The organism is Pseudoalteromonas sp. 0802, assembly GCF_013350085.1.
Taxonomy (GTDB): Bacteria; Pseudomonadota; Gammaproteobacteria; order Enterobacterales; family Alteromonadaceae; genus Pseudoalteromonas.
On record NZ_JABVXE010000008.1, the window covers coordinates 35,991 to 49,407 of the forward strand.

The 13,417-nt window shown below is 41.2% G+C and carries 12 protein-coding genes and 1 pseudogene; 6 read left to right on the forward strand and 7 right to left on the reverse strand.

Annotation, left to right across the window (positions count from 1 at the left end; translation table 11 throughout):
• The first annotated feature begins 5 nt into the window (after positions 1-5).
• On the forward strand, positions 6-809 hold the full coding sequence (locus HUS61_RS13510) for a LytTR family DNA-binding domain-containing protein (protein WP_175082705.1): 804 nt from the start codon (positions 6-8) through the stop codon (positions 807-809).
• Positions 810-891: 82 nt separating this feature from the next.
• Positions 892-1,413 carry a cytochrome b gene (locus HUS61_RS13515; RefSeq protein ID WP_175082706.1) on the forward strand — a complete coding sequence of 174 codons (522 nt, stop codon included), beginning with the start codon at positions 892-894 and terminating at the stop codon, positions 1,411-1,413.
• On the opposite strand, the pseudogene HUS61_RS13525 reads toward HUS61_RS13515, so the two are convergent.
• Positions 1,410-2,545: pseudogene (locus HUS61_RS13525) on the reverse strand (GGDEF domain-containing protein). The gene HUS61_RS13515 and the pseudogene HUS61_RS13525 sit on opposite strands and share 4 nt — an antisense overlap.
• A 155-nt stretch (positions 2,546-2,700) precedes the next feature.
• Complete coding sequence (locus tag HUS61_RS13530; protein WP_175082708.1) at positions 2,701-3,291, reverse strand: LysE family translocator; 591 nt, start codon at positions 3,289-3,291, stop codon at positions 2,701-2,703.
• Between the two features lie 99 nt (positions 3,292-3,390).
• Between HUS61_RS13530 and HUS61_RS13535 the strand changes: the two genes are divergently transcribed.
• Positions 3,391-3,840 carry an Lrp/AsnC family transcriptional regulator gene (locus tag HUS61_RS13535; protein WP_054551870.1) on the forward strand — a complete coding sequence of 150 codons (450 nt, stop codon included), beginning with the start codon at positions 3,391-3,393 and terminating at the stop codon, positions 3,838-3,840.
• Positions 3,841-3,938: 98 nt separating this feature from the next.
• Positions 3,939-4,748, forward strand: coding sequence for a hypothetical protein (locus tag HUS61_RS13540; RefSeq protein ID WP_175082709.1), 810 nt, complete (start codon positions 3,939-3,941; stop codon positions 4,746-4,748).
• Between the two features lie 58 nt (positions 4,749-4,806).
• On the opposite strand, the gene HUS61_RS13545 is transcribed toward HUS61_RS13540, so the two are convergent.
• Positions 4,807-5,376 (reverse strand): PepSY-associated TM helix domain-containing protein, encoded by a 570-nt coding sequence (locus tag HUS61_RS13545; RefSeq protein ID WP_175082710.1) that lies wholly within the window; start codon positions 5,374-5,376, stop codon positions 4,807-4,809.
• Positions 5,369-5,839 (reverse strand): DUF4920 domain-containing protein, encoded by a 471-nt coding sequence (locus tag HUS61_RS13550; RefSeq protein WP_175082711.1) that lies wholly within the window; start codon positions 5,837-5,839, stop codon positions 5,369-5,371. The genes HUS61_RS13545 and HUS61_RS13550 overlap by 8 nt, the downstream gene beginning before the upstream one ends.
• A gap of 258 nt (positions 5,840-6,097) precedes the next feature.
• On the opposite strand from HUS61_RS13550, the gene HUS61_RS13555 reads away from it, so the two are divergent.
• Positions 6,098-7,465 (forward strand): alkaline phosphatase PhoX, encoded by a 1,368-nt coding sequence (locus tag HUS61_RS13555; protein ID WP_138599908.1) that lies wholly within the window; start codon positions 6,098-6,100, stop codon positions 7,463-7,465.
• A gap of 14 nt (positions 7,466-7,479) precedes the next feature.
• Here HUS61_RS13555 and HUS61_RS13560 read toward each other — a convergent pair whose 3' ends face one another.
• The 3 genes from HUS61_RS13560 to HUS61_RS13570 form a co-directional block, all read right to left on the reverse strand.
• Positions 7,480-8,172 (reverse strand): ATP-dependent Clp protease proteolytic subunit, encoded by a 693-nt coding sequence (locus HUS61_RS13560; RefSeq protein WP_175082712.1) that lies wholly within the window; start codon positions 8,170-8,172, stop codon positions 7,480-7,482.
• 43 nt (positions 8,173-8,215) lie between these two features.
• On the reverse strand, positions 8,216-9,136 hold the full coding sequence (locus tag HUS61_RS13565) for an alpha/beta fold hydrolase (RefSeq protein ID WP_175082713.1): 921 nt from the start codon (positions 9,134-9,136) through the stop codon (positions 8,216-8,218).
• A gap of 154 nt (positions 9,137-9,290) precedes the next feature.
• Positions 9,291-11,660 (reverse strand): TonB-dependent receptor domain-containing protein, encoded by a 2,370-nt coding sequence (locus tag HUS61_RS13570; protein ID WP_175082714.1) that lies wholly within the window; start codon positions 11,658-11,660, stop codon positions 9,291-9,293.
• Positions 11,661-11,912: 252 nt separating this feature from the next.
• Here HUS61_RS13570 and HUS61_RS13575 point away from each other — a divergent pair, with 252 nt between their 5' ends.
• Positions 11,913-13,166 (forward strand): MFS transporter, encoded by a 1,254-nt coding sequence (locus tag HUS61_RS13575; RefSeq protein WP_175082715.1) that lies wholly within the window; start codon positions 11,913-11,915, stop codon positions 13,164-13,166.
• Positions 13,167-13,417: the final 251 nt, after the last annotated feature.

A 13,417-nucleotide genomic window follows, 5' to 3' on the forward strand; every position in this document is an offset into this window, starting at 1 on the left:
TGGCTATGATCATATATAAATACTGGCAGCAATTAACAACACTTTGGCAAAAGGCCACTTTTTTATGGGGGGCTTTTTTTATTCTATTTAATGCATATTGCTTTTTTTGGCGTCATTTAATTGCGGGAGGCCAATATCAGTTTATTGACTCACAAATTTTTTGGCTAAAAGAGTGGGGGGCTTTATGTACTTTAAATATTGTTCTGGTGGCTTTTGTTGATTTAAAAGCCAGGATTAATAGCAACTTATTTGTTTTTATTATTACGTGCGCAGTGACTATTTGTTCTTTGGTGATGTTACGTATTTTTGTTGATTACTCTTTTTATGGCTATGCAATAGCTGCTTCATTCATTCAGCTTTTACCAAAGTACTTAATCGCATGTTGTTTGGTTTTGGCGTTATGGCGAGTATGTAGCATGTCGCTCTTGTCAAAAGCAAAGAACGACAAGCCAGAGAAAGGTCTATCCGAATATATTGAAATAAACCATAAAGGGGTTGTTAAGAGACTCTCCCCAGAATCAGTATTATTTATAAAAGCTGCCGGTAACTATGTAGAAATACAAACATTAACCGAATGCTTTTTAAAAAGAGATACCATCAAAAACATTCAAGCTCACTTACCTTGCAATGAATTTAAGCAAGTGCACCGCAGCTACCTTGTAAACTTAGCTCATATTGAAGATTTTAATCTTCATAAAGCAAATGCAACTTTAAATATGAAACTAGGGTTTAGCATTCCTGTTAGCAAAACTTTTAAACCAGCATTAGCAAATGTATTAAGTGAGCCAAATGTATTCGTCACAGAATGAAGGGTTTCGTCACAATCTTATTTAAAACAGAAGCTTAATCTTTACTATTAAGTCATGAATACAGTTTTTAAGGATAAAATTCATGACAATAAATACACAGAAAACACATAAGTTTTTGCATTGGCTCAGTGCGCTATTAGTCATTAGCGTACTTGTTTTGGGTTACTACATGACCTGGGTGACTGACTACAGTTTGTATCATTGGCATAAATCAATTGCGGTGATCATTGCCATCGTCTGGCTGTTAAGAATAGTTTATAGGCTCTATCAGCCGTTTCAATCTACTGTACAAACAAGCTTAACTAAGTGGTTGCATTTATATCATTGGGGCTTGCTAATCTTGCTAGCTGTAATGTTACTGTCTGGTGCTTTTTATAGTGGTTTCGGCGGCTTTGGTATTGCGGTTTTTTCATGGCAGTTAGTGGCTAGTAATTATAACGAAGCGGGTCAGGCCGTTGCGTCAAGCGCCTGGTTAAGCGATTTTGGCTGGCAAATTCATATTTTATTTGGCTATATGTTATCAGCTGCTCTTTCAATCCATATTTTAGCTGCGCTTAAACATCACTTCATAGATAAAGATACGACACTAAAGAATATGCTTTAAGCGTTTATTTTAATTTGGTTTCGACCATTATCTTTCGCCTCATAAACAGCTTTGTCTGCGCGGTTTACTAAGCTTTCAAAGCTGTCATTTGACTGCCAGTTGGTTAAACCAAAGCTAGCAGTAACCGATATACGATGTTCTCGATAAGCTATTTGACTGCCTTCGATGGTTTTACGAAGGCCTTCTAAAAATTGTGTCGCTGACTTGATGTCGGTAGCAAAGAACAACAGTAAAAATTCTTCACCGCCGAGCCTGCAACATAAGTCTTCTTTTTCAAATGGTGTTTCATTAGATCAGAGAACACTTCGAGTACTAGGTCACCGCCATCATGCCCGTAACTATCATTAATACGTTTGAAGTAATCAATATCAACTACGCAGGCGAATAAGCTAGATGTTTGACTTGGGCTGAATAGTTGCTGCTGTTCGATAATGAATTGTAGTCCGCGGCGATTGTAAAGCCCGGTAAGTGGATCTTTTAAAGACAGCTCCAAATAGCGTTTTTTTTCATCCACTAACAGGGTAGTGATGAGACCGAGGCCAGTCATAACAAACACGGTTGCATGGGCAATAACCGTGAGAGAGTATAAGGTCGCTAAGTTGTGTTCATGGGTAATAATACTCAGCTGTGAAATAGGCACCAAAAGAAGAATACACTGCGCCATCGACAACACTGTATTGCCTATGTTCTTCTCACAGACAGCGCGCTTTGTTGTGTAGTAAATAAGTGCAGGTAACACGCTTAGCGTAAAACAGGCTTCAACAAGGGCAAGTTGATTTATATTTTGAGTAAGGAGGGCAAATACAGAAAAAATAGCACCATGCGCAATGATTATCTTATTAAAGCGGCTGGGTTCATCATGGTTATAAATGGATAATTGCAGTAATGTCATGGAGATCATATAAATCACCACACCAGAGCGAAAACTTGGCGTAAGGTCTAATAAGTCTTGGATCCACAGCCATGCAAAGCCAATTACACCAAGGTAAAAAAACAGGTTAAATAAGTAAATCGAGCGGTTATTAAAACTACTGCGCATCAGGCGCGTGGCTATAATGGAGCAGGTTACTACCGTAATGAGTAAGAAGACAAAAAAGCCGTGGTAAAAGTAATTCTCTACGTTACTAGCCATGAGTCGCACTGAAAAGCTCTAGGTAAATAAAGCTTAGCACAGGAAAAATTACTCACCTTTAAATCCTACCTATGATTCAAAAATGCTTTAATCGTTAGTTCATTTATTGATAGCTAAGCTTTCAATACACTACTGCCAAGCAAAGCTTGCTCAAATTAAAACAAACTAAACATCACTGAAGCGATTAATAGTATTGCCATTAGGTAGTTAAATGCTTTTAAGCGCTTTGGGCTGGCAAGCCAGTGTTGCAGCTTTTCGCCAAGTAAAGTCCACGAGCTGACGCATGGCAGGTTAATTAAGCCAAATACGAGGCTTACGATTAACACTGAGGTGAGGTTTTTGTCTGGGGCATACAAACTAACCGCGCTTAATGCCATTGCCCACGCTTTTGGGTTCACCCATTGAAATAGTGCAGCCTGAATAAAAGTAAACGGTTTACTTTCACTACAGGCTTTTTGTTGTGCGTTACTTGTGGCAATTTTAAACGCCAGATAGAGCAAGTAAGCAATGCAAAATACCTTTAATATCAAGTAGCTTGGTGGAAACAAGTCAAATAGCTGCATGATTCCAAGGCCTACTAAAACCAGCATCAACATAAAGCCAAGCGTCACGCCAAGTAAGTGTGGTGTGCTTCTTTTAAAGCCAAAGTTAGCACCTGAGCTCATCAACATTAAGTTATTTGGTCCAGGGGTAATTGATGACACCAAAGCAAATAATGCCAAGGCTGTTAAAATTTCAAAACTCATCGCTATCTCTCCATTTAAATTAAGATGCAATTATAAGTTGTAATGCGCGCAATTTTTGCGCTTAATATTGTTGTGTATGTTTAAGGTTCACAATCAAAAATGAAAAAAGATAAAATTAACGACAGAATATTGCATGAGCTTAAACGCAATGGCCGAATTGCCAATGCCGAGCTGGCAGATAAAGTGGGTTTATCGCCATCGGCATGCCTTCGTAGAGTGCAAGAGCTAGAAAAGCTTGGGGTTATTGCTGGGTATCGGGCGGTTATTAATAATCAGGCTGTTGGCTTAGGATTTATCGCTTATGTTGGGGTTGGTTTAAATGAGCACTCAACAGTATCTCAGCGAGCATTCGAACACGCTCTTGAGTTTATTGATGAAGTAAAAGAGTGCCACAATGTAACTGGCTCGTTCGAATATTTGCTGAGGGTTGAGACGGCGGATCTCAAGTCCTACAAAGCGTTTCATGCAGATGTGCTCGGCTCAATTCCACAGGTACGAACCATTACCACTCATGTCGTGATGGAATCACCGAAGGATGAACGCGCTTAACAATAGAGTTTGTACCTTTTTTGTCATTAATTTATTGCGAGCTATAAGGCCTTAGTCTAGAATCTTCGCGTTAAAATAATAATATATAAGGAAATTACGTGAAAACGTTTAAGCCTTTTTTGGCGTTTATAGCTTTAGGTTTATTAGCAGGCTGTCAATCTACAACCGAAACAGGTGTATCGATGGCACGCTTTGAGAGCCCAGAGATCAACAGTGACCCCTTTCATTTTCGTGCAACCGTTGGTACAGATACAAGCAAGATCATTGCGAAAGATACCAGCGAGAGTACTTCAACGAGTACAGCGATAACGACTTCGATGAGTATGACCTTAGGTTATTCGACGGAGCTTACCGTAGGGGCTGGTATTGGTGGCGATCATGATTATGAAAAATATGCTATTAAGCATCAGTTTTATGGCAGCCCTTTAGAATCGGCCGTCGAGAAAAACTTCTCTATGGCTGTCAGCCTTGGCTATATTCGCAGTGAAGATGCGGGGTATGGTCCACTATTAGCAGGTAATTATGATGACGATACCTATGATTGGGATTTATCGCACGATACTTATGATATTGCACTTATTTCAGGATACCGATTAAGCTCAAAAGCCTTGTTATACGGCAGTGTCTTTTATCAAAAAGGCACGATCGATGTTGATTATACACAGATGTATTACCTTGCCAGCGAAGAAGGGGCTATGTTAACTCGAGCGTGCAGTGATACGCCAGAGCAATGCCTTGATTTTAGCGCTGATCACGACGGTCATAATGCAGGTGTCAGCATTGCACTTGAATATGCATTTACGCATTGGTTCGCTATTACAGGTGAAGCAGTTTATAAATCGATGAATTGGTTTGATCGCAGTGAAAGCGAGACAGCGGCAAATGTAAACTTTGAATTTAGGTTCTAGGTTCTGCTTTTCGAGAAAAAGGCATTAGCAATCGCTAGTGCCTTTTTTGTAATGATTGTTATAAAAATACATAAGCAGCGGGGAGTAGCATACCGCTAATCACTAATACTGAACGGCTGCCCCATGGGCTATTTTTACCCTTGATCATAAACAAGCCGCTGATTGCTAAAAACAGCAGCAGCCCAGCAAAAATATCAGAAAAAATCACCCAAGAAGCTTTTGTCTCGTTCAAGTGTAAGCGGTTAAATGCTTGCAATACATGACGAGGCTCAATAGCTTCATAGCTTATGACATCTTTATTGAGTTTAAGGCTGAGGTTGTTACCGTTTTTTAAAAACACCTTAAATTCTTGCGGCGACACCCAATAAGAAGCCTTTACCGGCTCGCTTATATCAGCATGGGAGATAATTTGCTCAATCAACAACTCGTCATTATCTAATTGCCAAGTTTCATCGTTCACACTGATTTGCTGGTGGCTTACTTTGTAGTTTGGGTTCCAATCATCTTTGTGGTTCACTGCAATGCCAGAAACCGCAAAGATAATCACTAAACCAACACAAAAGTAACCAATATCGCGGTGTAAGTTTCTGTTTAACTTAAACCAGTTGATACTTGATTTATTACTCAATGATTTCAACTCCGCTCGGGACGAGCTGATAAATAGCCATTGCTTTAGTCACAGAGTTTACATCAAAACTTTCGCCAGCTTGTTGTGCTTTGTGAGCAAGTAACGCTTTAGTGCGGCCAAGACTAAGCTGAATTTTATCGAGCTTACCGGTTACGATAGCTTTACTGCCTTTAGCCGTCATCGGGAATACCATGTCGCCATCTTCAACTTTGATACGTAAGTTTTCAAAGCGTTTGTCAGATGCAAGCGTCATCCAGCAACCACGTTTTTCGCAAACCCCAGTGATAGTCCCTTCCACGGTAATTGGACTTGCAAGGTAATCGTCTGGTGAGGCCATAACCGTCGAAATTTTAATGAGTTTGTCACTGTCGACTGGATTGCCAAACTGTAAGCTAAAGGCGTGTTGGCTAAAGCTTAAAAACGCCAATGAAAATGCAATAAATGTTTTTGATTTTAGTAACATAGCCGTTGCTTCTTGAAATAAAATTAAGCCTTAGTTTAAGCTATTTACTTGTATGATAAAAGCTTAATGCGATTAAAAATGATTTGCAATTGAGGTTCCTGTAGGGCAATTGCTTTAATGTTTTACGTGTTTTATCAGTTAAATCAAGCTTTATGACAATTTCGTGAATATTGTGATAATGTAACTTTTTATCGTTTCATTGCTTTATAATACCTTTTTTATTTGTATGATAAAGCTGGTTTTTAGCTTGGAGTTAGCATGGTTTCACGTCGAGAGTTTTTAGTAGGGGCGGGCACATTAGCCTTTTTAGGATTATCAAAAAGTGCCATAGGTAAAGTGTCGTTAGGTGATTTAAAAACAACGGCTGTCGGTTTTGGCCCGTTAATTCCCGATCCAGATAAACTGCTCGACTTACCCGAGGGCTTTAGTTATCAAGTCGTTTCAAGCCTTGGTGAGAAAATGTCTGATGGGTTTACGGTACCCGATAAAGCCGATGGCATGGGTTGCCTAGCGCTTGGTAATGACCGTGTTGCATTAGTGCGAAACCATGAGCTAAAGCCAAAAGACTTAGCGAAAGCTGAAGCAAGTATTGCCAATCATAAAACACCTCTGGCTTTTGATACTAACAGTGACGGTGTGGCGTTACCGGGTGGCACAAGTCATATCGTTTATAACTTAAAAACCCATCAAAAAGAGCAAGAATACTTGTCATTGGTCGGCACTATTCGTAATTGTTCTGGTGGTATTACGCCATGGGGCACCTGGCTTACGTGCGAAGAAACCACAGATACCAAAGCCGATGGATTTAACCAAGACCATGGTTATATCTTTGAAGTACCCGCAAATAGCAAAGGCTTAATTAAACCTGAGCCATTAAAAGCCATGGGTCGATTTAACCACGAAGCGGCTGCCGTTGACCCGCGCACCGGCATTGTTTATTTAACAGAAGACAAAGGTGATAGCGTCTTTTATCGTTTTATTCCAAATGAATATGGCAAGCTGCATAAAGGCGGGCAATTACAAGCGATGGTGGTAAAAGGTAAGCCACAATTCGATAGCCGTAACTGGAATAATAAAGCCATGGGGCTACATCAAGAGCTTGAGGTTGAGTGGGTCAATCTAGATAACCCTGAAAGCCCGAAAGACGACCTGCGCCTGCGCGGATACAAACAAGGGGCGGCACTATTTGCTCGCGGTGAAGGTATTCACTGGGGAGATAAAGAGCTTTATTTCTGCTGTACCAATGGCGGTAAAAAACAACTTGGTCAGGTTATGAAATATCAGCCATCAGAATTTGAGGGCACAGATAAAGAAGCACAGCAACCTGGTAAAATCTCGTTGTTTGTAGAAAGTACTAGCAAAACCCTATACAACTTTGGCGATAACCTGACCGTGTCACCTAATGGTCATTTAATAGTTTGTGAAGACCAGTACACCGATGTGGTTGATAATCATCTTCGTGGTGTGACACCCCAAGGCCAAGTTTATAATTTTGCCCGCTTAGTGGCGCAAACCGAGCTGGCTGGTGCCTGTTTTTCACCAGATGGTAGCACTTTGTTTGTGAACGTTTACTCACCTTCAAAAACACTTGCTATAACAGGCCCATGGCATCAGTTTAGTGTTTAACAAGTAAAAGAGCTTTACTCTAATTCATCAATTATTAGTAACGGAAAGTTTTTTGCCGAGCGGGGCTGCCAATCTGCAAACTCAATATTGCTGACATTCAGTGTATTGAGTGCTTTTTTTGAGTAGCTCCAGCCTCTGGCTTTTTGTGCCACAGCTGCACGCTTTAGCTCTTCAGATAAACCAATGGTTAGCAAGTCATGATTAACACCGCGTTTTGCATAAAAGGCTTTTTCACGAGCCACGGCTTTTACGATTATTTCATCGTATTGAGTGCGTAAAGCCTGCCACTTGGTTGTTTTTTCTGGCTCTTTTAAATGCGTTACCATGGCATCAATATCGCTATCTCGCCAGCGAGCCGAAGCGGCATCGCCGTGCCAACCGACAATGGCGTTATTAGCTATGGTAGTAGGGTTTCCTGCAAGCAATACGTAATTAGCACACGACGAAAAGCAAAATTGTTTTACATGAACCTTTAAATTATGCGCCAAAATCAATTCGGCGAGATCCATACCCAAATCAACGTTTCCACCACCACTGGTGATTTGTATGCTGTTTATGTTTGGCTGCTCAACCAAAAGCTGTGCAACAAGTTGATTGTTTTTGGCACTAATTTCGCCCTGATAAATAATGCGCTGCTCGCTTAGTGACACACCGGCAAAGCTTAACCAAGGAATAATTAAAAACAGACTAAAAAATACACGCAACATAAAACGCTAACCTTATAAATTGTATGATAATTCTATCATGCTTTTAGGGTTTTTTAGCGGCTTTTTTGGCGTTGACTTTAGCTGCGTGTTTAGCAATCCACTTAGTCATTTTTTTCATTAAAGCGGGCGGAAAATCATGGCCCATTCCAGGCACAACTTTTAACTTACTGCGCTTTATTAACAGTGCGGTGTTGATACCCGCAGACAGTGGCATAACAGGATCAGCGCTGCCATGAATTACTAATGTGGGGGCTTTAATCTTTTTTAGTAATTGCTCGCGATAAGGCGTTGCGGCAATGGCTGCAAGCTGACGTTTAAAGCCTGTTTGATTCGTGTGGGCCCGCTCAATATAGCGTTCTGCGTTGGCGTATAAAGCGTGTTCATCTTGTGGGTAGGCTGGGCTGCCAATGAGTTGGTTGAGCCTAACATTGTAATCAATCGCGGCTTCTTTATTACTGCTTCGGGGGCGTATTTTAGCGAGCTTTACTAGCAGATTAATGTTTGAACCCGAAAACGATAACGGCGAGCTACTCGACATAATTGAAGTTAAGCTCAGTACACGTTTTTTATACTTTGCCGCGGCAATTTGCGCAATCATGCCACCCATCGAAGCCCCCACTAAGTGCGCTTTTTTGATAGTAAGTGCATCCATTAATTCTTTTACATCGCGAGCCATGTCATCGAGCGAATAGGGCAGCTTTGAGCGAATGGGTAATCGGCGGCTAAGCCAATGCTTTACGAGACTCGGCTTGCCTAACTCATCTAACGATGAGGACAGCCCTGCATCACGATTATCAAAACGAATAACCCGAAAGCCTTTTTCGACCAAGCCAAAATATAGCGACTCTGGCCAAACGGTAAATTGAGCACCTAAGCCAATAATTAAGATGATCACTGGCGCATTTTTATCGCCTTCATCTTGATAACTAATACAGATACCGCTGGCTGTAAGGATATGTTCCATAGACTGACAAATAAGCTTACGCAGGTATCATCAGCTTAGTGTGTGAAGTTGGCAGTTTAGTGACAGTAAAAAGAATACTGACAGTAAGAGTAATAGTGTAGTTAGAAAAATAGACAGCACATGACTGCATGCTGTCTATTTTCAGGGAGTTTTCTTAGAAGTAAGCAGTAACGCCAATCCAGAAATTACGGCCTTTATCTTTAACGTTGTAGTCGTCTGTGAATGTGACTTCGCTAACTACACCGCGACCTGTTAGGTATTCATACTCACCATCGCCATTTAGGTCGGTATAGCTTGTGCTATACGAGGTGAAATCTTCGTCTAATAGGTTGTTTACACGGGCATTGATTTGCACGTATTCATTTACATAAAACTGCGCACCTAAATTAAGTAGGTTGTAGTTTTTGTAGTACAGCGCTTTATCGTGCACGTTATCCCAACCGCGGTAACGGTCTGAACGATATACACCTTGTAGGTATAAGTTCATAAAGTCAGTCGCTTCCCAGTTTAGGGTAAGGTTTGCCATGTGCTCAGCTGAGTTAGTTAATGGTTGACCTTGTTCAGGACCGCTTTTTTGTTCGCTATCAGTCCACGTGTAGTTACCGTTAACAGACACTGTTTTAGTGATAGTGTATTGACCCGCAATTTCAACACCTTGAAGGTCTACTTCGTCGATATTGATCTTTTGGCTGTAGCTATCGTAGCCAAGTTGATCGTACTGACCTAAGTTCACACAAGGACGTACATCGTTAGTTTGTTCACAGCTTAAAATAGTGTCGCCGCGGGCAATTTTGTCTTCAAACTTGGTGTTGTAGTAAGTCACATTAATGTTGTGATCGCCATCAAGCGAAGTCCAATAAAGTGCAACTTCAGAGTTCACACTGGTTTCTGGTTCTAAATCTGGGTTACCCGCAAATGGGCTTGTGCCCTGACCACCAAATCCGGTGATACCGTCGTAAAGATCTGTGGTTTGTGGCGTTTTATAACCTGTACTTACACCACCTTTTAAGGTCCAAGTGTCAGAGAGGTTATATACACCGTAAACGCGCGGTGATACTTGGCTGCCAAATACATCATGGTCATCGTAACGAGCACCTAATGTAAAGGTAAAGTTGTCAGTTGCCATCCAGTTATCTTCGGCAAAGATTGAGTACATGTTTTGCTCTTGCACTTGACCTGCTTGGTCACTTTCAAGGCCAAATACGCCGTCTTTTAATTCACCGTCGATAAGCTGGCCACCAATTGCTAGGTTATGGCTACCAAAGCTGCCTGTGATAGGAATATCAAAGCGTAAGTCATAAGTATATTGGCTGCTTTCAAGTGGGCGAGCAGGGCGCGGTAAGAATGTTTCTTCAGCTAAATCTTTACGTGCTTGTTCGTCCATTCCCTCGTATTCGCCAGTACCATCGTACATAGCTTGCAGCTCTAATCGCTCGCTTACACTCAGTGGTAAAGTACGGCCATTGTTTTGCGTATCAACATAAGATACAGAGGCCTTAACCGTTGCCCAATTAAGTTCACCATCGTAGCTGAGTGACCACCATTCACGGTCAAACTCTTGGTCTGCCGCATAACCTGCGCGCGGGTTTACTTGGCCGCGGCGGTCTTGCCAAATTGATTCAATGTTATCTTTAGTACCAAGCGGGTAAGTAATGGTGCCTGATTCGATGTCGTAGCTTGGCGTGTTGTCGTACACTTGGCTTGAGTTATCATAATCAAAACGTAAATGATGCGACTCAAACGGGGTATAAGTTAAAGTAAAACCATACTGCTCGTTTGTGTTATCAACGGTACGACCGCCACTACCAAAACCTAATGAACGAGTATGAATAACACCATTGGGATCAGTTGCTGGTTCAAATGTTGGCGATGATGCTTGTTGCTCGTAAACACTGCCACGCACACCTAAGCTTAATACGTCTTTGATAAGCGGACCCATCACACTAAAGTCAGTGGTAATGTCATCACCAAAATCATCGTTTTGTTGTAATGAACGGCTAAAAGATACTGCACCACTCCAGCTGTCTGTGTGCTTTTTAGTGATGATATTAATTACACCACCCAGTGCATCTGCACCATAAAGCGTTGATGCAGGGCCGCGAATTACTTCAACGCGCTCAATGGCATCGACTGGTGGTACGTGGTTAAACGCGTTACCACCAAAGTTGTTTGGATAAATATCGCCATGGTTATTTTGGCGTTTACCATCAATAAGTAACAGGGTGTATTCACCTGTTAAACCACGCATACTTACACTGCCTTGGCCTGTTTTATCACGAGTTGTGCCAATGTCGATACCTTCTAAATACTGCACAGCATCAAGTACTGAGGTGAAGGCATGAGACTTAATATCTTCATTGGTGATGATCGAAATACTTGCAGGTGCTTCGGTAACTTTTTGCTCAAAACCTGTTGCAGTGATAACTAAGCGTTCCATATCTTGTTTCGGCTTAGCGTCATCAGCAAAGGCTGAAAAATGTGTTGCTATGGCAAGTGCCAGTAAGCTTGGTTTTATTGATTTCATTGTAGGTTTCCAGTTCTTTTTGTTGGTTATCCCTTTGAGGAACGCTGCGTATACTACACAAATGAAAAATACAATCAATAACTATTCTTATTTAGATTAATCTTTTTCAAGTTGGCTTAACATTATTCACAATTAAGTTGCGTTTGTTTTTTAGCTAATTAATACGCTGTTACAAACAAGTTTTAGATTAAATACCCAAGGCAGATTCAGTTCCTGTATAGTGTTTTAATCATCATCATAAAAATTAAAATAATGAATTCAGATATCTCTTTAGCGCGCTTTAAGCAGTTTCCTGTGCTTATGTGGATCTTCTTATTTGGCTCGTTTATTACCCGTGGCAGCTATTACATGGTGTGGCCATTTCTCGCGGTGATTTTGTACGAAAAGTTTGCTTTATCGGCGACAGAAGTCGGTTTGGTACTTACCAGTGCTGCGGTGATTTCGGTGTTTACCAGTTTTATTGGCAGTAGCCTCTCAGATAAAGTGGGCCGGCATACGCTGATGTACATTACTGGTGTGCTGTATATCATTTCTTTCTCGCTGTTGGCTGAGGTAGAAACCGTGGCCGGTTATGTGATTGTAATGACGTTATGCTCGATTGCGACTGCACTTTGGCGACCATTAACCAGTGCGGCAATTGGCGATATTATTGAGGATTCACAAACTCGTGAGCTGGCCATGCAGTCGCTGTACTTTATTGTTAATGTGGGCTGTGCGGTGGGTCCATTAGCTGGGGTATGGCTAGGTTTAACCGGTGAGCAGTCGAGCTTTTATATTACCGCAGGGGCATTTGCTATTTTATTGGTGCTGCTTGTTTGGGGCTTTAATTTTAGTGATAAAGCCGCCAAAAATACTGCCGCAATCGACGAGCCTGAAGAGAAAAAACCAGCTGTACAGGGCAAGCAAATCTTACGTATTCTATTTGCAGATAAGCTGCTGCAGTGTTTAATTTTAGCCAATATTTTGTGCATGTTTATTTATGCGCAAATGGATAGTTCACTCATACAATACCTAACTCGTGCAGAGGCACCCGACCTACTTGCATTGATTTCTGCGCTGATATTTACCAATGCGTTAGTGATCATTTCAAGTCAATTTCTGCTGTTAAAAATGATGGCGCGATTTAGCCTAACGGTGCGAATACAAATAGGCTTGGTGCTATTAATGGTGTCGCAGTTTTGGCTCGCACTTAATCCAATCGATTTATTCTGGGGCTGGATTGGTGCGATAGTGGTAATGAGTTTGGCCGAAACCATTTTGTTTCCGACGATGAACGTTCACCTTGATAGGCTTGCACCATCACACTTACGTGGAGCCTACTTTGGTGCTGCTTCGTTTTATGATTTAGGATTTGCTTTAGCACCACTCGGTGGTGGTTTAATTTTAGATTATTACGATGGCCCAACCTTATTCTTTGTAGCGGGAGGGCTTTGCCTTGTGGTGATTTACTTATACGCCATACTCGAAAAGTTACCCAGACCCGATTTTGCAAACCCAAGCTCGTAACCCTTAAATAGCCCTTTATGGGGCTTTTTACGGCTTAATACCAACCCGCAATAATACTTAATCATTTTGAGGGATTAAACCTGTCGCTAACTGCGTTAAAAATTTCTCATTTAGAACAACTAAATAACGAAATTTTTGCCTTGTTATCAACGAGGTTTCATTGCCTCAAAATAGACTACTTAATTAAGCGGATTGGTATAAACAATTAATGACAGCGATATCAATTTACGTATTTTTTCCGAGATATTAGT